Genomic DNA, 19,176 nt, shown 5'->3' with positions numbered 1-19,176 from the left:
GATAGACATCCGCATGCAAAATTCTTTTTATAAATGGATCCCCGACTGGCGTGGCTGGGTATTGCCGATATTAGTTATTCTGGCCTGGGATGCGATGTCGCGCCTGGATGCCAATCATGCTTATGCTTTTGCTTCATTGGGGCAGATCTGGGCGGGCGTGGTTGAGCTCAGTCGCAGTGGCGAGTTGCTGGTCAATGTGCAGGCCAGTGTGCAGCGTGCGCTCACCGGCCTGTTGCTGGGCGCAAGTGCCGGTTTCCTTATTGGCTCACTGGTGGCTGTGTCGCGCACAGCCAATATCCTGATTACGCCGGTTTACCATGCGATCCGCCAGGTGCCTTTATTAGGCCTGGTGCCCTTGTTCGCCTTGTGGTTTGGTAATGGCGATACCTCAAAGCTGATCGTCGTCAGCCTGTCGGCGTTTTACCCGGTGGTGCTATCCACCTTTGAAGGCATGTTGCAGGTGGATAGCAAGTTTCGGGAAGTCGGGCAGGTCTATCGATTGAGCCGCTGGCAAATCTATCGCCGCATCACTTTGCCAGCCGCCTTGCCGCAGGTATTTACCGGCTTTTCACTGGCACTGGCGTTTGCCTGGCTATCCACCATCGGTAGCGAGCTGCTATTCACTGCCGGCGCAGGCCTGGGCAATTTAATGATGAACGCGCAGGAAGCCTCGCGCATGGATATCCTGATTATCGTGACGTTTGTCATTGGTGTGCTGGGGTACCTGATGTCCTTGCTGATCAAGCTGGCGAGTGCCCACCTGTTCAAGTGGCGGCAAGTGGGCTAAGCCAGCTGTTGCCTGCCATCCCAATAAACCTACATAGACTTACCGCTAAACGCTGTACCACTTTGCGGTAAGGTGAATACTAGATAGAAGTTGAATCGATTGACTGAAGCCTCCCTTGAAGAAAAACCTGTATTCACGCAGCCAGGCAAGCGTCGCTGGCCTGCTTTGATGGCATTTAACCTGCGCGATTACCCATTGATGCGCTGCCTGCTGCTATATAGCAGAACACCAGTCAGGTTCTGGATTTGTACCGGCCTGTTTGCGGCAGCGAATGTCATGCTGGCGCTACAGCAAGGGTTGATTGCGCGTGCCATTGATGATGTGCAGCATGGCAAAGCCATCGTGCGCACGGTCACTGGCACCCTGGATAGCGAAGTGGCCTGGCACTGGCTACTGATCATTGTCGGCATTGCGCTGGCGCGTGCTGCAATCTTGTATTTTGTCGGCTGGCTATCACTGGTTATCCAGCAGAACCTGATTGGCCATTTGCGTGAGCGTATCCTGATTCAGGTGCAGCGACTGGACCAAAGCTACCACTGGCAACACGGAGCAGGCGAACTGGTGACGCGTACTACGCGCGATTCTGACAAGCTGCGGGATGCACTCATCAGCTTTTGGCGCCAGGTGGTCGATACCTCACTGGTGGTCAGCGCGGCCATGGGCTTTTTATTCTGGTATCACTTCTGGCTAGGCGTGGTGCCACTGCTGCTGTGTTTGCTGGGCTTTGGCATTTTGCTGTTGCAAACCGAACACCTGGTTAAACTTGATCGGGCGGTGGGCGAAGCCTACGATGCAGTGAACCAGGACCTGACAGAAGGCGTTAACGGCGTACGCGTGATCAAGGCCTTTGCGCTCGAAGACAGCCGTATCAAGCGTTTTGAGCAACAGGTGCAGCGCTTCATGGCGCAGGCGTTTGCTGCCCTGTCGTTTTATACCTCGCGTATCCCTTTGCCGCAGTTTGTGGTCGCCCTGGGGCAAGTGTGGGTGCTGGGTTTTGGCTGTCACCTGGTGTACACACAGGCGCTGAATCTTGGGCAGTTGATTGCCGCCTTGCTGATGGTGAATACGCTGGTTTTCCGCGTAGAGGGGGTCGGTCGGGTGATACAGGTGTTTGCCGATGCCCGCTCGTCGGCAGCGCGTATCTGGGATTTATTGGATGCCGAGCCAGAAATACACTCTGGCACTCAAGCTTTACCAGGGGGGCCTTTATCCCTGCGTTTTGAGCAGGTGTCGGTATTACCGCCAGAAGGAGGTAATCCGGTACTCAGCGATTGCACGTTTGAAATTGGCGCTGGTGAGATTGTGGCGCTGGTAGGCACCACGGGTTCAGGTAAAAGCACGCTGGCCGGCCTAGTGCCCAGGCTGGCGGAAGTCACCCATGGCCGGGTCGCGATTGCCGGGGATGACGGCCATTGGCTGGATGTGAAAGACCTGCAACTGGCCGAGTTGCGCAAACAGGTGCATACCGTGCCACAGGAAGCTTTCTTGTTCTCTGATAGCCTGGCGGCCAATATGCGGCTGGCGGCACCGGAGGCGACTGATGAAGACCTGGCATGGGCATTAAAAATGGCCAGTGCATCAGAATTGCTGGAGAGCTTGAGTGATGGCCTGGAAACCCGTATTGGGGACCGCGGCGTGACTTTGTCCGGCGGTCAGCGCCAGCGTGTATGCCTGGCGCGTGCCTTGCTCGGGCAGCCACGCATCCTTGTGCTGGATGATGCCACCAGTGCACTGGACGCCGTGACCGAGCGTAATGTATTAAACAATATCCGCGCGCTGAAAGCGCAAGACAGGGCGACAACGGTGCTGGTAATCGCCAGCAAGCTATCGACCATTTTGCTGGCAGATAAAGTGCTTTTTCTGGCAGATGGCCATATTGTAGCGTCAGATACGCATTCGTCTCTGGTACAGAATAATGCGCAATACCGCGAATTGATGGGGTTGGATGATGGCCGCTGAACGTAACCCGAATGTCAGGGCATTGTCCGATATCGAACTCGAAGAAACCCTGGCCAAACAGCAGCTGAATAGGAACATGTTCGGGCGCCTGCTACCACTGCTCAAGCCTGTACGAAACTATATTTTTATTGCCATGTTGCTGGAGTTGGCCCTGGTCTGTTTCGTGTTTTTGCGACCTTACTTTATTCAGCAGGCCATTGATGCTGGTTTGCTCTATGAGTCAGCGGCTGACCGTACTACTGTGGTTGGCCTTAATTGGCATGTAATCAACCTGGCCATGATCGGGCTGGCAGGTATGTGGGCCGCACGTTTTGTGCTGGCTGGCCTGTCGCAATATTTTTCCGGCACGGCGGCTATCCGCATTTTGAACCAGTTGCGTATAGACCTGTTCAGCCACGTGCAGCAATTGAGTGTGGCTTATTTTGATCGCACCAAATCCGGTCGCATTATTTCCCGAATCGATAGGGATATTGATGCCCTGGAACCCTTGCTGATACAGGGGCCGCCAGAGATATTTTCTGCTTTGCTGAGGTTTGTCATGGCGGCGGGTATTTTGCTGTGGGTATCACCCACGCTGTTTTACCACCTGGCGCTGGTGATTCCCTTGCTGATATTGTCCAGCACCCTGTTTCGCAGACTTTCGAGCCAGCATTTTGCCCGTGTGGCCGAAAACCGCACGCGCTTTACTGCGCATCTGGTAGAGACGGTAGCCGGGGTGCGCATTATCAAGCAGACCGTGCAGGAAGACAGCAATTTGCATCGCTACCGCACGCTGGTGAATGCCTTTATTCACTCACTGGTACGCAGTAATATTGCCTCGGGCTGGTTTACGCATTTCACTGGCGTGTTGACCATACTGGGCCTGATGCTGCTTTTGGTCGCCGGTGGTGAAGAAGTCACCCTGGGCCATCTTACCCTGGGCCAATTTGCCGCCAGCCTGTTTTATGTCTATATGTTTTTGGGGCCATTGCAAGAGTTGGGCGACCTGGTGGAGCGCTATACCAATGGGGTTGCCTCGGCACAGCGTGTATTTTTATTACTGGATACCAAGCCAGAAATTGTAGACCAGGCAGATGCGATTGCCTTGCCGGTCATTCAGGGTGCAGTTGCGTTTAAAAATGTCAGTTTCTCTTATTTGCCAGACCAGTCCAAACCAGTCATTAAACACCTCAATTTGACCGTCCCGGCCGGGCATGTGCTGGCGATTGTTGGCCCCACCGGCCACGGAAAAAGCACCTTAATCCAGCTGCTGACGCGCTTTTATGATGTGCAGCAAGGGCAGGTACTGATAGACCAGGTTGATATCCGCCAGCTTAGCCAGCGTAACCTGCGTCAACATGTCGGCGTGGTACTGCAAGATAATGTGCTGTTTAGTGGCAGCATTGTCGATAACCTGCATCTGGCCAAACCTCAGGCCACGCTGGCCGACTTTGAGCAGGCCGCTGCTGAGCTGGGCATTGATGATTTAATCCGCCGCTTGCCGCACGGCTATCACACCGAGGTTGGGGCCTTGGGCTCACACCTCAGCCACGGCCAGCGTCAATTAATTTGCTTGCTGCGCGCGTACCTGGCCAATCCCACCATCCTTATTCTCGATGAAGCGACGTCGGCAGTCGACATACAAACCGAGCGTCGTATCCAGCACGCACTGCGCCGTTTATGCGAAGGCCGCACCGCCATTATTATCGCGCACCGCCTGGCCACCATACGTGATGCTGACCTGATTGCCGTCATTCATCATGGTGAATTGGCCGAACTGGGTCCGCACGCACAACTGATACAGCGGCAGGGCAAATATGCCGAGCTATATCACGCATATGAGGCGGGTGAGCAGCTTTGATGAAATAAACGATCCACTGTTGCCATCTCATCACCCGGCTGCTTAATCACGGACATTCGTATTTCTGCCAGGGTTGATTTATTTATGTAAGTAATTGAATTATAGGTTTTATTTAATTTTTCTGCATTTGGCATATTTTATGCAAAAGATTAGGTGAACTGTTAAACAAGCCCAGGATTTGATATGGAATGTCCTGCAGGAGCAGCTTCCCAGCTGGGTCTTGTGTGTGTTCGCAGAGGTCATCATGTGTGACCTGCTGACATGGCAAATGCAACGTATTTGACCTGCCATGAAAATAATTTTACTTACTAAAGGAATATGCTATGAGTAACCAACAACAACTTCCAGACAATACACTTTGGTTCACCCGTTGTGCCGGTAACGGCCAGGGTGGCGTGCCAACAGCGTCCGGTATTGCGTTTAAGCTGGGCTGGCTGCAAGAGGAGTTTTCCAAAGACAATCTGCGCCTGCGTGCCTTGCAGGATGACGATAGCGCTGACTTCAGGCATCACCATTACGATCACGGCCTGCAAACGCTAATCCGCGAGGGTGGCAATTTGTTTGCGATCCCGGCCAAGGCACAAGGCGCCGATACCAGTTTGATCGGCCTGACCTGGATTGAGGAGTCTCAATCGATTATTGTGCGCCCGGATTCAAATATCCACCGCCCGGAAGACCTCAAAGGCAAACGCCTGGCATTACCAGCTTATAACCCAAAAGACGTGATTGAAAACAAGCGTGGCCGTACCATCACGCGTCATAGCAGCCTGCATGGTTACAAAGGCGCGTTGGATTCAGTCGGCCTGACGCTGGATGATATCCACCTGGTAGAAGTCGGCCAAAACGAAGTCACTGCTTCTGGTCGTCGCTATGGTGGCTGGCAATCCAGTTTCAATGCCTTGCTTGAAGGCAAAGTCGATGCCGTGTATGTCAAAGGCGCTGCTGCGCAGGATGGGGCCCGCGACCAGGGGCTGGTGGTGGGAATTGACCTGGATGCGTTGCCGGAAAAACGTTTCCGTGTGAATAACGGCACACCGCGCCCGATCACCGTGCACCGTTACCTGCTGGAAAACCACTACGACATCGTGGTGCGCTTTTTAACCCAAACCCTGCGCGCGGCAGAGTGGGCTAAAACCAACCTGGCAGGGGTGCATGAAATCCTGCAAAGCGAGACCGGAGGTACGGCAGAAGGCGTTGCGGCTGCTTATCGCAACGATTTCCACTTATCACTGGCCCCTGACTTGTCAGCAGAACGTATCGAGCTGTTCCGTCAGCAGAAAAACTTCCTGCTCACCTATGGCATTCTGGACCGTGACTTTGACTTTGATGCCTGGATTGATACCAGACCACTGGCCGATGCCCAGCAGGCCTTACAACAACTGTTGGCTAACGAACAGGGCGGCAAACTGGCTGCCTAACACCATGATGGCGCGTGTCTTGCACGTGCCATCTTTCTTTTTCAGGAGCAAGCATGGCTTTTACAATTGATTCGGTCGCGCAGCAGGTGCGCACCTTTTTGCTGGAGGACAAAGGTCCGGCTGGCCGCGAGCGTGTACGCGTCTATCTGCAAGACGTGGTGTCCGATCAGGCATTCGCACAGCAATACCTGGATGATGCCCAACCACAACGTCGCGTACTGTACGAAGATACCGATTTAGGCTTTGCCATTCTGGGCCACGTGTTTAAAGAAGCCAGAAAAACACAACCACATGATCACGGTGTTTCCTGGGCCATTTATGGCCAGGTGGCTGGCGTGACGACCATGGATGGCTGGGATGTGATTGAGCCCGCAGAGCCAGGTGGCAAGCCCGGCACCGTTAAACTGCGCGATTCTATTGAGTTGAGGCCTGGCAATGTCCGCGTCTACAACGAAAACGAAATTCATTCGCCACGCCGTGATGGCCCGGCCAAGCTGATCCGCATTGAGGGAAATCCTAACCAGAATGCGCCCGGACGTGTTTGGCAGCCAGTATAATCAACTGGCAGTCAAGCAAATCCTTCAACCATATCAAGGACAGAGCCATGTCAGAGCATATTTATAAAGTTGTTGAACTGGTCGGGTCTTCCCCCATCAGCAGTGATGATGCCATTAAGAAGGCCATTGAACGTGCGGCAAAAACCTTACATCACCTTAACTGGTTTGAGGTCGTCGAAACGCGTGGGCATATTGCGGATGGCAAAGTCGCACATTTTCAAGTCACGATTAAAGTCGGCTTCAGAATCGAAGAATAATAATACCCAGTGTAGTGTCTTGATCACGGCCCGGGTTTGATTCTCGGGCCGTTTTTTGTGGGGTATTTGTAACGTATATGGCCTTGTTTAAGGCGTTGAGCCTGATAAATTGTTTTTAATATCGCCTAAAAGCTTGAGCAGTACTTTGCGTTCTTCCTTCGTGAGACCTTGCACTGCCAGATCGGATAGTTCTCTTTCGGCTTTTTTCAGGCTTTCAAATATATCTTTGCCTGTTTGAGTCAGGTTCAGCCTCGTCACCCTTTTGTCTGTTCTGTCGGGTTTTGCATCCAATAAACCCTTCGCGCGCACCTCGGTAATCAGCCGTGCAATCTGCGCTTTATCTTTACCAGAATCCGCTACCAAATCACTCAGAGTCGCGTCTGGGTGCCGTGCAAAGTAACCTAATACTTTATGCTGCATATGTGTCAGGTCGACACCACTGTCTTGTATCAGGCGGTATTGGCGTGCGCGGAATATGTGCATCAGTCGGTGGATGGTTTCAAAAACTTGATGCGTATCATCCGGATTATTGTTGACAATGTCTACTTTGTTGGTCATCATGGTTGATATTATCAACTAAATAAGGTGTGATGGAAATGTTTATCAAAGAGCATCAGTTTGAGAGAGTCCGCTTTGAATTGCAACAAAGACCTGTTGAAGTGTTGAAAGTAGATCATACAAGCGAAGGGTTTGTCACGGTGACTTTTACCGGGCCATTGCTGGCGCAATTCAACAGCCTGTCGTTTGATGATCATATCACGTTCATTTTTACCAATAGCCAAGGCGAAACGGTCAGGCGCGATTACACGCCACGCAGTTTTGATACCGCCTCGTGCGAGTTAGCTATTGAGTTTGCATTGCATGCGAATGGGGATGCCTCGGATTGGGCCAGGAATGCCAAGCCAGGAGACCAGGCCATCATTGCCGGGCCTAAAGGTTCCAGAATTATTCCCAAGGATTTTGATTGGCATTTGTTGATTGCGGATTCTTCCAGTTTGCCTGCGGTGGCTCGCCGGTTGGAAGAGTTGCCGGTAGATACCAGGGTGATTACGTTGATTCAGGTGGAACACGACAGTGACCGCCGCGACTTCGGCCATGTGCCCGCAAGAGACATACACTGGGCTAACTCTCACCAAGCGTTGATCGATATGGTCAGGGCCATACAATTACCCGATGGCGATGGCTTCAGTTGGGTCGCCGGAGAGCATAGTTTTGCTTTACAGGTGAGGGCGTTGCTGATTGAACGCGGCCAACCAACAGAACTGATGAAAGCGGCTGCTTATTGGAAAAAGGGAACGACTAATTTTCATGAGAAGATTTAATCTTTTCTAAACCAATGTGGCGAACCTTATCGTGAGCGATGACTTTCTATCAAGTCTGGGCTCTGTGTTTGAGTGACCAATCGCTATCAAGTATGGGATTCTGATTGTAAAAGAAGATGTTGTAGCAGTGTGTCCAGATCCGGGAAAGCGGTTTCGCATTCAGGATCTGAGTTGCGCACCAGATAGGCTGGCAATCCTGCAGATTTGGCACCTTGATAGTCGGCGATAAAGTTATCACCAACCATGACGATATGTTCACTTTGAGGAATAAGAGCGATAGCCGCTTCAAATGCCAAAGGATGAGGTTTTTCGTAGCCGAGCAATGCGGATGTCACAATGTGATCGAAGTGATGGTCAAGATGGAGCGCTTTCATCAATTGAGGCAACTCTGGAACATGATTGGATAACGCAATATGTCGCCAGCCGCGTGCAGATAACGCATTAAGCGTAACCACGGTGTCTGCAAATACTACCCATTTTGACGGGTTGATAAATTCGGTGCGCACACGGTTGGCAATTTGTATTGCATCGTGAGCTTCCATCGAGCCACCGGAAATCAGCGCACGGGCCAGCATCGGTAAAAGGTTATTCCACCATGCATCGGGATGATTAAGATGCAGATGACTATGTTCAGCGCTATGCCAGGGAAAGCCTTGTGACAAGTGCGGGAGCAGGTCTTCACGCGTTAATCGGGTATCAGGAAAAGCCTCTTTCGCGAGGTCAACCAGACATTGCGACCATAGGCCTGGTCGATATGCCAATGTATTGTCGAAGTCCCAGATCAGGTAAGGCATGTTATTGTTTGCTTCTCAAAGCTAACTGACAGATTCTCTCGCAAAGGTCTGGAAATGAAATGCCCATGACAGCGGCTGATTGGGGCATCAGGCTGGTTGATGTCATGCCTGGCAATGTATTTGTCTCCAGGCACCAGAGCTTGCCTTGGGAATCCAGCCTGAAGTCTGTCCTGCTATAGCCCTCCAGTTTGAGTGTCTTATGCGCCCGCAATGCAAGCTCTTGTGCTTGTTTATAAATGGCAGGAGGAAGATCGGCAGGAAAAATTTCTGTGACATGCCCAGATTGATATTTGGATTCATAATCAAAAATGGCATCAGGCTCAAGCACGATTTCCCCGACGCCAAGGGCCTGGTTATCCAGTACACCCACACTTAATTCCCTACCGGCGATAAATTGCTCAAGCATGATTTCATTGCCAAAACGACTGGCCAAATCAATCGCTGCATCGAGTTCTGCATGAGCGTGAATAATAGATAAACCCACCGTAGAGCCTTGTGCATTTGGTTTGACGACCAGTGGTAAACCCAGGGCATTTAAGGTTTGCTGACTGTAGTCAGAGGTCATGCACCATGCGGGTGTCGGAATGCCTGCATTTAAATATAGACGCTTCGAGATATCTTTATCCATGGCGATGGCACTACCAAGCGAGCCACTGCCGGTAAATGGAATATTGGCCAATTCAAGAATGGTCTGAATGCTGCCGTTTTCTCCGCTGCCGCCATGCAAAGCCAAAAAATAGACATCTACGTTGGTGAGGTCTTGTGATGGCAGGATATGTGTTTGAGCATGGCGGATCAGAGCCAGTGAATCTGCATCTGGCGGCAGCACTGCAACTTTTTCCGTGAGTAGCTTAGTCTCTTGTTGCTTGCTAAGCACGCCAGTTGCCGTATCCATTGCAATGACTTCGTGCCCTGTTTCTCTCAGCGCTGGAATCACTTGTGCAGCACTGGCGATAGACACATCTCGCTCTTCGCTGATGCCGCCAAACAAGACAACAATTTTTAATTTGCGCATGGCATATATTTCTTTATTTGATCACCGCTGATATGAAGTCGGCAGACAGTTCTGCTGTCAGTTGGCTGGTTGGCTCTGTTGCCAGACCATGATCACCAATCACGATCGCTGCCCTGGCAGGGCCTCCGGCGCGTGCGAGAAAGCTATAAAGTGTTTTCGGGTTGCATGCGGAATCTGTATCGCCAGCAATCCAAAGTGAGGGGCTGCGCTCGTTAGCAATGTCTGGATATAGTTGGTCGGCGGTAAAGCCTTCTTTGCTGCAAACCGGCGTCAGTTGCAAAATGCCTTTGAGCGTTGGGTCGTTGCGCAGAACCTGCCAGGCGATGACCGTCCCACGGGATTTTCCGCCGACAATGATGGCGTTGGGATCCACGCGTTTGTCGGCTTTGGCGAGCGCGACGACGGTCGTAAAGTCTTCAATCTCTGGTGAGCGGTCAGTATCTGACGGCTTGCCGTTTTTGTCTTTCACATAGAGTGCCCACTCGAAACGAAACACGGCAATGTTGTGCTTTAACAGTTCGCGTTCCACCACTTCATTGATTTTTTGCTTCATGGTGCCGGTGCCTGGCCCCAGAATCACTGCGTGAAAAGGGCCTTTCCCTTCAGGAAAATTGGCAACCACACTGATTGGTGCGCCACGTGGGGTATCAACGTTCACTGCATCGGCTGCTTGTACTGGCAGGTTGAGTAAGCATAAAACGGCCATCAGTAATTGTGTTAATCGTGTCATGAATAGGTTCTCGGCAATACGTGTGCGTGGGGCGGACCGGAGGTAAGACCGGTCCGTTGTATCCACCGCTTATTTATTCGGTTGTGGTGTCAGGCGCAGGTAGGGCTTGACGGTTTTATAGCCTTTGGGGAATTTGGTTTCAAGCACCACCGGATCTGTGATTGACGGCAAAATCACGACATCCTGGCCGTCTTCCCAGTTGGCTGGCGTCGCCACGCTGTGGTATTCGGTTAGCTGCAATGAATCGATGACGCGTAATAGCTCATTAAAATTACGCCCGGTGCTGGCCGGGTAGGTCAGCGTCAGGCGGATTTTTTTGTGCGGGTCGATGATAAATACAGATCGCACGGTGGCCGTAGTGCTGGCATTGGGGTGGATCAGGTCATACAAGGTCGAAACCTTACGGTCAGCATCGGCAATGATGGGGAACTGCACATCCGTGGATTGTGTTTCATTGATGTCCTTGATCCAGCCTTGATGTGATTCAACCGGGTCTACCGACAGTGCGATGGCTTTGACGTTACGCTTTTTAAATTCCTGCGCCAGTTTCGCGGTGGCGCCGAGCTCGGTGGTGCACACCGGTGTGTAATCGGCCGGATGCGAAAACAGGATGGCCCAGCTATCACCCAGCCATTCGTGGAAAGAAATAGCGCCCTGGCTGGATTGCTGGGTAAAGTCGGGGGCGATGTCACCTAGTCTGAGTGTCATGATAAAACTCCTTTTGCTTGATATGGGTGTTCGGTGGTTGGGACTGGCCGGCAGCAGCGCGCAGCCTTAATGACAGTGGGCACGCGGCGGAGCCATGCCTGCTTGTTGTTCTAGAATGGACACAGAGCGTTCGATGTTGTTCATGTGACTGGCGTCGGCGAGTTGGTTGCAGATCAGGTATTTCCGCCTGGAAATACCTGATCTGCGCTAATGAATCAAGCAGCTTTTCTCTTCAGGCGGAACACTTCTGCCAGCGGTGCCGGGTCGATCCAGGCGTTGACGTCAAAGTCGCCCTTGAGGAAACCCCATTCCAGCAGGAAGTTTTTGTAGGCCTCCAGCCCGGCGATCGCTTGTGCATCCAGGTTGGTGCCTTGATGCAGATGCACGTCGTCACCGTAGGCTTTGCGTACCCACTCGTCAGTTGAACCAGATTCTTTGGCGATATAGGCCACAGTTTCAGCTTCGTGTTTGGCTGCCCATTCAGCCACATCTACAATGCGGCTCAAAAAACGGATTACCAGGTCTGGACGGTCTCGCAGCAATGCTGCGTCGACAGTAATTGGACGCGGTGCGCTGTTGTTTGATCGCACGATAGGATCGGGATGCTGACGAACATCGTAGATAATGGTGACGCCATGGGCATTGGCGCTTTCATAACCGCGGGCACCTTTCACATAAATGGCATCGACGAGGCCGCTCTCTAATGCCTTGTATTCCGCGGCATAAGCAGCACGCGTGCCTGATGCCCAGCTGATGCTTGGCGGTTGTTTCTCAACTGGAATATCGACCAGCTCTACGTCTTTCGGTGTTAATCCAGCGGCTTCCAGGCTCACCACAATGCCGCGTAAAGCGCTGGCACGCTGGTGATCAATGCTGATGTCATGTACTGGCAGCGCAATACGTTTGCCCTTGAGTTGTTCAACTTTTGTAATACCTGAATTTGGCAGCGTCACGATCAATTGTGCTTCGTCTACCCAGTTGAGGCCAATGACTTTGGTGTCTGTGCCTCTGGCTTTGGCCCAGATCGCTGGCACGTTGCCGCCCTGGCGGAAAGAGTGCGGCAGGCGGTGGTCGTAGTGTGACTCCAGCAACTCCGGGTCCTGGGTTTCCTGCAGGGTATTGATGGTGATGCCATCTTGCACAAATTCGCTGCTAAACCAGCCTTCACGTGCGGCGAGGCCGAGTGGGGTGGGTACCGGGCAGCGGGTGTACCAAATGCTGTCAATTTTGTTATCTGTGGACATGTTTGTCTCCTGATTGTGAGTAAATACGACTTGGGAGCTCAATCAATTGCAGGAAGCGTGCCAGCAGGTAATTCTATTTAAAATCAATAATATAATGGTTTTTGTCGTGCGCGGGAGCGGACACTTTGTTGCCTGTGCAACATCCGTTCCCGGCTAACTGTTGGTTTGACAGCATCAAGCGGCCAGGGTGGTTTCAGAGGCTTCCTGATAGGCTTTGTACAGCCCTGAATAATGACCGTCCAGCGCAATCAGCTGGCCATGCGAGCCTTTCTCTACCACCTGTCCATCGCGAATCACGGCAATGGCATCCGCATCACGGATGGTCGATAAACGATGCGCGATGATGATGGCGGTACGGCCTTCGCATAAACGCCTGAAAGCAGTCTGGATTTTACGCTCTGTTTGCAGGTCGACCGCAGAGGTGGCTTCGTCCAGCACCAGGATGGCCGGGTTCGCCAGGTAAGCCCTGACAATGCACACCAGTTGCCGCTGGCCGTGGCTGAGGAAGGCACCCAATGGCCCGACTTGCGTGGCATAACCTTGTGGCAGGCGTTCCAGAATCTCGTCAGCACCCAGTTCTTTCACTGCATGTATCAGTTCAGCATCGCTGGCTTGGGGTGCTGCCAGGCGCAAATTTTCCAGCACGGTGCCGCTGAACAGTACATTGTCCTGTAATACCAGGCCAACTTTACGCCGCAGGCTGCTTTGCTCGTAGTCTTTGACATTGACGCCATCGACCAGCACTTCGCCTGCATTCACTTCATAAAAGCGCGTCAGCAGTTGCACGATGGTGCTCTTGCCGTGGCCGGTCGGGCCGACAATCGCCAGCACTTGCCCGGCCGGGATTTCCAGGCTCAGATCCTGAATTACATAGCCAGGCGCCTGCGGGTTGTATTTGAAATGCACCTTGTTAAAGGCAACATGGCCACGCACTGCCGGCAGTTGCGGTGTTGCCGGATCGATAATTTCAGGCTCGGTATCCAGCAGCAGGAAAATACGTTGTGCCGAGGATGCGCCCGTAGAATAACGTTCAAACAGGTCATTCAATTCTTGCAATGGGCCTAAAAATAGCTGCACATAAAACAGGCTCTGTGCGATTTGGCCGACCGTCATTTCGTGTTCGACAATGCCCAGGCTGCCGGTGGCCAGCAGAAACGCCATACCTACCGTGCTTAGCACTTGTGTCAACGGTAAAAACCAGCTGGATCTAAGGTTGCCTTTGATTAAGGTGGTATTAAAGTCATGCAACAGCGCGCGGTAGCGGGTGGCATTATCGTCCTCAATCACGGTTTGCTTGATAATGCGTACGCCAGACACAGTCTCGACCAGGTGCGCGGTAAAGCGGGCCCTGGCCTCGGCCACTTTGGCCCAGTTTTTTTCCGAGATACGTTTGAATAACCAGGTAGCAGCAAACAGCACCGGCACGATACTGGCCAAGGCCAATAATAGTTTGGGCGAAATGATCCATAGCGCGACACTCGCCACCACAAAGCGCAACAATGCGGACAGCAGTTCTGGCGGGCCTTGAATCAGCAGTGGTTCCAGGGCGTCGATATCACGGTCGGCACGAGAGATAATGCGGCCGGCCTTGGTCTGGTCAAAGTAGCGCATGCTCAATTGTTGCAAGTGTGCAAACACCTGCACACGCAGGCTATTGAGGATATGCACGGCAGCACTGCCGGACAGGTACTGCGACAGCCCCGATACACCAAAGCGTACGATCCAGCTTAAACCCATGCCTATGCTCATCCACACCAGTAATGGCGTGTTGAGGATGACACCCTGCGCTGATTGCAGAAAACCATGGTCAATGACCTCACGTAAAAACCAGGGGCGGATAAAAATCACGCCCACCAGCAAGGTTTCGAGCAGGATGACTGCCGTGACTTTGCCCCAGACCTGTTGCAGCAGCGGCAGCAGGCGCCAGAACATATTGCGGTCCAGGCTCTTTTTTGCCAGCGCCTGTTCCAGCTCAATGTCATTGAGCGCGCGCTCTTGTCTTAATTTTTCAGCCATGTTGAACTCCAACTAACTCGCGGTAAGCGAAATGTGCTTGTATCAGGTCCTCGTGCGCTCCTTCGGCAATCATGCGTCCTTCTGCCAGCATGGCGACGCGATCTGCCAGCAAAATGGTGGATAGCTTGCTGGCGATGATAAGTACCGTGGTGTTTTTGCCGGTGGTATCGCGCAGGTTACGGATGTTATCCAGTACTTTGCGCTCGGTAATGGCATCCAGTGCACTGGTCGAGTCATCCAGCACCAGGATGGAAGGCGCCGATAAAAAGGCACGCGCCAGGCTGATGCGCTGGCGTTGCCCACCTGACAATGTAATGCCGCGGTCACCGATTTTGGTCTGCAGGCCATCACTGAGTTTTTCCAGTACTTCATCGGCGGCTGCCAGATGCAGAGCCTGCAACAGTTCTTCATCCGTCGCATCGGGTTTGGCCAGGCGTAAATTGGCCGCCAGTGTGTCCGAGAACAAGAAACTTTCCTGCGGCACGACATGTACAGACTTGCGCAGTTGTTGCAGGTTTAAGGTTTTTACGTCATGCCAGCCTGCCCAGGCGGAGCCGATTTCCACACTACCGTGTTTGGCATCCAGCAATCGCGGCAATAGCCCGGCCAATGAGCTCTTACCGGCACCCGTTGCCCCGACTATGGCCACCGTTTCGCCCGGGCTGACCTCCAGGCTGCAATGATGCAAAATGACCTGGTCACTGTTAGGTGCCTGGGTAGTGACATTGGTTAGGCGGAAACCCAGTGCTTGTGTCGCCAGCGTGTGAGAGCCGGACAGGATCTGTGGCTCTTCATCCAGCAACTCCCAGATGCGGCTGGCAGAAGCGCGTGCATCGGCAAATACCTGCATGACACGGCCGATGCCTTCGACGCGGAACACCAGGGCATTCGCGATGAGTAAAGCGGCCACTAGCTGACCGATATTCAATGTACCTTTGCTGACCAGGTAAGCGCCAAAGGCAAGGATCCACACCTGACTAAAACCAATCACCATCTGCGGTAGAGGAATTCTTTTGGCGGCAAAGGCCAGCGCGGTATGCGCATGGCTGACAAAGGTATCAACCAGGCTGGCAAAGTGTTTGGTACGGGGAGATTCCAGTCCAAAGGCTTTAATCACGCGTATGCCATTGACGCCCTCACTGAGTTCCTGATTGACCTGGTCATAAGCGTTGCCGACTTCGCGGTCCAGGATGACCAAAGTATTGGTATGCCTGACAAACAAGCACATGCCAGCCACGACCAGCAGCAGGATGCCCAGGCCAATCAGCGGATGATAAACGCTTAGAACGGTGACAGAGATCAGCACCCAGATGGAGGCTTCAAACACCTGGCGCCAGAAATTGATCAGGGCATCACGCACTTTGTCGGCATCACGCGTGGTACGTGTCACAATTTCACCGATGCCGTGTTGCCAGTGATAGGCCAGGTCTAACCGTTGTACCTGGTGCAAAATGCGTTCGCGCAGAATATAGAGCAGTTCCTGGCCAATAATCAGTGACATCACGCCACCAATATATTGCAGGATGCCACGGCCAATTGCCACACCAATCAGCAGCATCAGCCAGTGACGCGCATTGGTGAAATCAGGCAGGCCCTGCATATTGCGCGTGACAAATTCGCCAACGTGAATGGATTGCACTATCTGGCCTACCAGCCAGAGTTGCCAGGCCATCCCTGCATTGACCAGGATAAACAGCAGGGCAGTGAGGGTGAATTGCCACGGCATGTGGGCATACAAGGCCAGGCAACGCAGCAATGGTTGTTTTAGTTGAAACAGGGGCGCGCGCGACGATGGCGCATATACCCCATTCTCTTCAGTATTGATGTAGGACTTCAAGCAGTCCTCCTTAGTGGTGAGTCAAGCAAAAAACGCCAGGACATACGAGATGCACTGGCGCTGGCAGAAGTTTTACAGGCGCTAGAACGCTGCTGCGAAAGAAACACCTACCGTTCTGACGCTGCCTTGCATGATGTTGTCACCAAAAACACCCTGTCCTGCGCTATATGACGGTGTTGAGTGTTGCAGGTAGTGCTTGTCAAACAGGTTGTTGGCATAAGCAGTCACTGTGTATTTGTTACCTGCAGTGATATAGGAAATGCGCGCATTCACAATGGTGAACGCTCCTTGCTCAAGCCCTGAACGGTATACACCATTATCATCCACACCTTGTGGTGTCACATAGTAGTATTGCTTGGACAGGAAACGGGCATCCCCACCTACGACTACCTTGGCGCCATTGTCGACGTGGAAGGTATAAGTGCTCAGGATGTTGGCGGTGACATTAGGTGAACGAACCAGGTGGTTGCCGTCGAAGTTACCACCATTGTTCAGGATCTCTGCATCTTCGTACTTGGTGCTGAGCAGGCCTAGGCTGCCATTGATAAACCAGTCGTTGGTTGGCAGTGCCTGTACTTCCAGCTCCAGGCCATAGGTTTTGGCACTATCTACGTTTTGCAGGTAAGACACGGTTTGGCCTGCCAATACGTTAAAGCCAACCACGTTGACCTGAACGTCTTTGTAATCGTAGTAAAACGCAGTTGCGTTGAAGTTCAAACGGCCAGCCAGCCATTCGGATTTGTAGCCTAATTCGTAAGAGTCCAGCTGCTCAGGCTTTACCTCATTGACAGCAGCCAGATTAGTCGCAGCCGTATTGAAACCACCAGATTTGATGCCATGTGCATATTTGAAAAATACGCGATCAGTAGGTGTTATTTTGTATTCTGGTGTGAAGTCATAGCTCCAACGATTCCAAGTGGCGGAGTCACTGGTACTAAATGTCCCTGACCCTAATGTACCGGCTGGTGTAAAACCAGCGCCTGATGGCGTAAATGAATTCCACCATTGAGCCAGGTTCGAGAAGCTGCCATTGACACCCGTATTGCTAGTCCCTCTGCGATTTAAGTCATAGTCTTTTTTCTCATGGCTCCAGCTTAACCCTGCTGAAGTTGCAAATGCATCTGTCCAGTTATAGGTAGTGTTGCCGAATAATGAGAAGCTTGTTGTTTCGTGCTTCAGATCCGTTTCGTTGTAAGTAACGGCTGTACCAGAATCAGCAGGGCTTGAGTTAGCGACCTGGCCAGCAGGCAATTTTGCATTTTGGCTAGCTAAATCAATAGTCTCTTTAAACAAATGCACACCCCCCAGCCAGTTCCATTGATCTTCACGCGGGGAGGTAATGCGGAATTCTTGGGAAACCTGGCGTGATTGGCTGTCTGTGTGGCTGCGGGAAAGTTCAAGTGGCGAGTTATCACCATCACTCAAGCCTTCGTTCTTGAAGCCCTCGAAACCAGTAATCGAAGTGAGGGCATATTTGCCAACATTCCACTTCAGGTTCAGGTTAGCACCCGTTTGTGACGAGTCTGTCCAGTTGTCTGCGTTGGTGCTGACATCATCATAGTCTGTGCTAGGCCTGTAGTTTGCGCGCAGTACGCCATCTGCTCTATAACTGTTTGTGTTGGTAATGGCACCATCCGTTTTATATTTGCGGTAATGGACATTCAGCAATGCTTCAAAGTCATCCGAGATTTTTCCCAATAACTGGCCGCGCAATGCACCATCCTGCAAGCCGCCATCTTTGGTGCCTTTAAATTGATTGCGGAAACGACCATCGGTATCTTCGTTATAGAAAGAAATACGGGCACCGAGGCGGTCGTCAACCAGAGGGATATTGACACCCCCCTGGATGATTTTGTCATTGAAAGTGCCATACTCCGCTTTGACATAATCATCTGTTTTGCCTTCTTTCAATGAAGGTTTTTGCGAGATGATATTGACAGCACCACCAGTCGTGTTCTTACCATACTTGGTACCTTGAGGGCCGCGAAGCACTTCAACACGCTCCAGGTCAAATAATGGGAAACCGGTGGCATTTGTATTACTGATATACACCTCATCCAGGTAAAAACCGATCGGGCTGGCCAAATCCTGTTGTTGCTGGCCGGCACCGATACCACGAATCCACCAGCGTGGCCGGCCATGTTGCTGGCCAACGGCTGTCGCGTTAGGCACATAGTTAAAAACTTCCTGTGCTGAACGGCCAACACCCTGGTCAAGCAGGTCTTTCCCTTTGAGAACTGTGATCGGGGTAGCGATTTTCTGTGCATTTTCCTTGCGTCTGTTTGCGGTTACGGTGACGCTGCCCAAAGAAGAATCCTGGGCTTGATTCTCTTCAGGTTTGTTGCTGGCTTCATTGTTTTCGGCAGTTTCTGAAACTTGTGCTTCCTGGCCTTCAACTACTTTTTCTTCTTCGGCAGCCCAGGCTGGATTGAATGCCAGTGAACCTGCAAAGGCACTTAAAACAGCTATTTTGACTGTTCTTAATTTCCATAAATTGCTCGGCTGTTGCGCGCCGATTGTGTCATTAGTTCTTTTCATAATGTTCCCTTGAGTTGAGATGAAGCACTTAAAAAAAGTGTTGTGACCTCAAGGGCATGAATCATGCCAATCAAATAATTTTTTTATAACCTTTTGATTATTATTGTTTTTATTGGAATTTTTATTTTTGGCTTTGACAGGTAAATTGTTTTGT

16 protein-coding genes are annotated in these 19,176 nt (G+C 51.9%); 7 read left to right on the top strand and 9 right to left on the bottom strand.

What is annotated here, in order from left to right; translation table 11 throughout:
* The first annotated feature begins 13 nt into the window (after nucleotides 1-13).
* The 6 genes from BLP53_RS00640 (at nucleotide 14) to BLP53_RS00615 (ending at nucleotide 6,818) form a co-directional block, all read left to right on the top strand.
* Nucleotides 14-787, top strand: coding sequence for an ABC transporter permease (locus BLP53_RS00640; protein WP_091468243.1), 774 nt, complete (start codon nucleotides 14-16; stop codon nucleotides 785-787).
* A gap of 90 nt (nucleotides 788-877) precedes the next feature.
* Complete coding sequence (locus BLP53_RS00635) at nucleotides 878-2,746, top strand: ABC transporter ATP-binding protein (RefSeq protein WP_091468239.1); 1,869 nt, start codon at nucleotides 878-880, stop codon at nucleotides 2,744-2,746.
* Nucleotides 2,733-4,586, top strand: coding sequence for an ABC transporter ATP-binding protein (locus tag BLP53_RS00630; protein ID WP_091468235.1), 1,854 nt, complete (start codon nucleotides 2,733-2,735; stop codon nucleotides 4,584-4,586). The genes BLP53_RS00635 and BLP53_RS00630 overlap by 14 nt, the downstream gene beginning before the upstream one ends.
* A gap of 323 nt (nucleotides 4,587-4,909) precedes the next feature.
* Entirely contained in the window at nucleotides 4,910-6,004 is a 1,095-nt protein-coding gene (locus tag BLP53_RS00625) for an ABC transporter substrate-binding protein (RefSeq protein WP_091468232.1), read from the top strand.
* Between the two features lie 53 nt (nucleotides 6,005-6,057).
* A complete protein-coding gene (locus tag BLP53_RS00620; RefSeq protein WP_091468230.1) occupies nucleotides 6,058-6,561 on the top strand; it encodes a cupin domain-containing protein in 504 nt (167 codons plus the stop codon).
* Between the two features lie 47 nt (nucleotides 6,562-6,608).
* Nucleotides 6,609-6,818 carry a dodecin gene (locus BLP53_RS00615; RefSeq protein WP_091470281.1) on the top strand — a complete coding sequence of 70 codons (210 nt, stop codon included), beginning with the start codon at nucleotides 6,609-6,611 and terminating at the stop codon, nucleotides 6,816-6,818.
* Between the two features lie 87 nt (nucleotides 6,819-6,905).
* On the opposite strand, the gene BLP53_RS00610 is transcribed toward BLP53_RS00615, so the two are convergent.
* A complete protein-coding gene (locus tag BLP53_RS00610) occupies nucleotides 6,906-7,379 on the bottom strand; it encodes a MarR family winged helix-turn-helix transcriptional regulator (protein WP_245652553.1) in 474 nt (157 codons plus the stop codon).
* 35 nt (nucleotides 7,380-7,414) lie between these two features.
* Here BLP53_RS00610 and BLP53_RS00605 point away from each other — a divergent pair, with 35 nt between their 5' ends.
* Nucleotides 7,415-8,140 carry a siderophore-interacting protein gene (locus BLP53_RS00605; RefSeq protein ID WP_091468224.1) on the top strand — a complete coding sequence of 242 codons (726 nt, stop codon included), beginning with the start codon at nucleotides 7,415-7,417 and terminating at the stop codon, nucleotides 8,138-8,140.
* 86 nt (nucleotides 8,141-8,226) lie between these two features.
* On the opposite strand, the gene BLP53_RS00600 is transcribed toward BLP53_RS00605, so the two are convergent.
* From BLP53_RS00600 to BLP53_RS00565, 8 genes are all read right to left on the bottom strand, one after another.
* The gene (locus BLP53_RS00600) at nucleotides 8,227-8,934 is read right to left on the bottom strand and encodes an HAD-IA family hydrolase (RefSeq protein ID WP_091468220.1); all 708 of its coding nucleotides are present in this window, start codon (nucleotides 8,932-8,934) and stop codon (nucleotides 8,227-8,229) included.
* Nucleotide 8,935: 1 nt separating this feature from the next.
* Nucleotides 8,936-9,949: a D-alanine--D-alanine ligase family protein gene (locus BLP53_RS00595; RefSeq protein WP_091468218.1), complete on the bottom strand. Its 1,014-nt coding sequence runs from the start codon at nucleotides 9,947-9,949 to the stop codon at nucleotides 8,936-8,938.
* 13 nt (nucleotides 9,950-9,962) lie between these two features.
* Nucleotides 9,963-10,679, bottom strand: coding sequence for an alpha/beta family hydrolase (locus BLP53_RS00590; RefSeq protein WP_091468214.1), 717 nt, complete (start codon nucleotides 10,677-10,679; stop codon nucleotides 9,963-9,965).
* 69 nt (nucleotides 10,680-10,748) lie between these two features.
* Nucleotides 10,749-11,387: a peroxiredoxin gene (locus BLP53_RS00585; protein ID WP_091468212.1), complete on the bottom strand. Its 639-nt coding sequence runs from the start codon at nucleotides 11,385-11,387 to the stop codon at nucleotides 10,749-10,751.
* A 215-nt stretch (nucleotides 11,388-11,602) separates the two neighbouring features.
* On the bottom strand, nucleotides 11,603-12,631 hold the full coding sequence (locus BLP53_RS00580) for an ABC transporter substrate-binding protein (protein ID WP_091468209.1): 1,029 nt from the start codon (nucleotides 12,629-12,631) through the stop codon (nucleotides 11,603-11,605).
* Nucleotides 12,632-12,805: 174 nt separating this feature from the next.
* Complete coding sequence (locus tag BLP53_RS00575) at nucleotides 12,806-14,647, bottom strand: ABC transporter ATP-binding protein (protein ID WP_091468207.1); 1,842 nt, start codon at nucleotides 14,645-14,647, stop codon at nucleotides 12,806-12,808.
* Nucleotides 14,640-16,484 (bottom strand): ABC transporter ATP-binding protein, encoded by a 1,845-nt coding sequence (locus BLP53_RS00570; protein WP_091468203.1) that lies wholly within the window; start codon nucleotides 16,482-16,484, stop codon nucleotides 14,640-14,642. The genes BLP53_RS00575 and BLP53_RS00570 overlap by 8 nt, the downstream gene beginning before the upstream one ends.
* 81 nt (nucleotides 16,485-16,565) lie before the next feature.
* The gene (locus BLP53_RS00565) at nucleotides 16,566-19,022 is read right to left on the bottom strand and encodes a TonB-dependent receptor (RefSeq protein WP_091468200.1); all 2,457 of its coding nucleotides are present in this window, start codon (nucleotides 19,020-19,022) and stop codon (nucleotides 16,566-16,568) included.
* Nucleotides 19,023-19,176 lie beyond the last annotated feature (154 nt).

It is taken from the genome of Methylophilus rhizosphaerae (genome assembly GCF_900100975.1).
Classification (GTDB): Bacteria; Pseudomonadota; Gammaproteobacteria; order Burkholderiales; family Methylophilaceae; genus Methylophilus; species Methylophilus rhizosphaerae.
Note: the sequence above shows the minus strand (reverse complement) of the source record. Positions and strands in the feature narration are given on the sequence as shown.